This is a genomic window from Frankia sp. KB5 (assembly GCF_002099325.1).
GTDB lineage: Bacteria > Actinomycetota > Actinomycetes > Frankiales > Frankiaceae > Frankia > Frankia casuarinae.
The window spans coordinates 1-856 of the sequence record NZ_MRUJ01000348.1; the positions used below are offsets into that span (position 1 = coordinate 1).

1 protein-coding gene is annotated in these 856 nt (G+C 65.4%); it reads left to right on the top strand.

Annotated features, from left to right (window positions below; all coding sequences use genetic code 11):
• Positions 1 to 608 precede the first annotated feature (608 nt).
• The coding region (locus KBI5_RS24105; RefSeq protein WP_241883163.1) for a transposase domain-containing protein at positions 609 to 856 on the top strand (248 nt) is incomplete at its 3' end.

The window sequence follows — 856 nt, forward strand, 5'->3', positions numbered from 1 at the left end:
GCCAAGGTCAAGACCGGCTACGAGATCCCCTTCACCCGCCACTTCTACAAGTACGTCCCACCCCGCCCCCTCGCCGAGATCGACGCCGACCTGGACAAGCAGGTCGCCAAGATCCTCGACCTGCTGCGAGAGGTCGAGGGATGACCCTGCTGCCTTCTCACTGGGAGCGTGGACGAATCAAGTGGGACACGACCATGGTGGCCGGCGCCACGCCCTCTACGGAGGACGACAGCTTCTGGCTTGAGGGCGGCGACCCGAGTGGAACTCCCTTCGTCGCCATCGCCGACATGAGTCGCCGCGAGTGTGTCTCAGCTACGGCAAAGTCGCTGTCCTCGGACGGCCTCAAGTCTCGAAGCATGCCTCTCGGCGAGCCGGGCACCCTTCTATTCGCGATGTATGCGAGTGTCGGCGAGGTGGCATTCCTTGACATCAGCGCTACATGGAATCAGGCCCTTCTAGGGATAACGCAATGCCACTTAGCTTGAGTGGATCTTCCTGTTCGGGCGTGTCGGTTTCGGATGTTTTGCCTGGTCGCCGGCATGATCGGATGGGTGGATCAGAGTGGGGCTGGGGCACCTGGYGGGTTGGCTGACTGGATCTCGCTGGGAGTGTTGACGTCGTTCGTGTCGCGTGACGCGGTCGATGAGGCCGTCGAGGCGACGGGCAAGGGCGCGAGACGGGCCGGAGGGAAGATCCCTCCGCGGGTGGCGGTGTACTTCGTGATGGCGATGGCGCTGTTCGCGGACGCCGACTACGAGGAGGTCGCGGCCCGGCTGGGCGGGGCGGTGGAGGGCTGGGGCGGTCTGGAGGGCTGGGACCCGACGTCGGGCGGGTTGACGCAGGCCCGCCAGCGGCT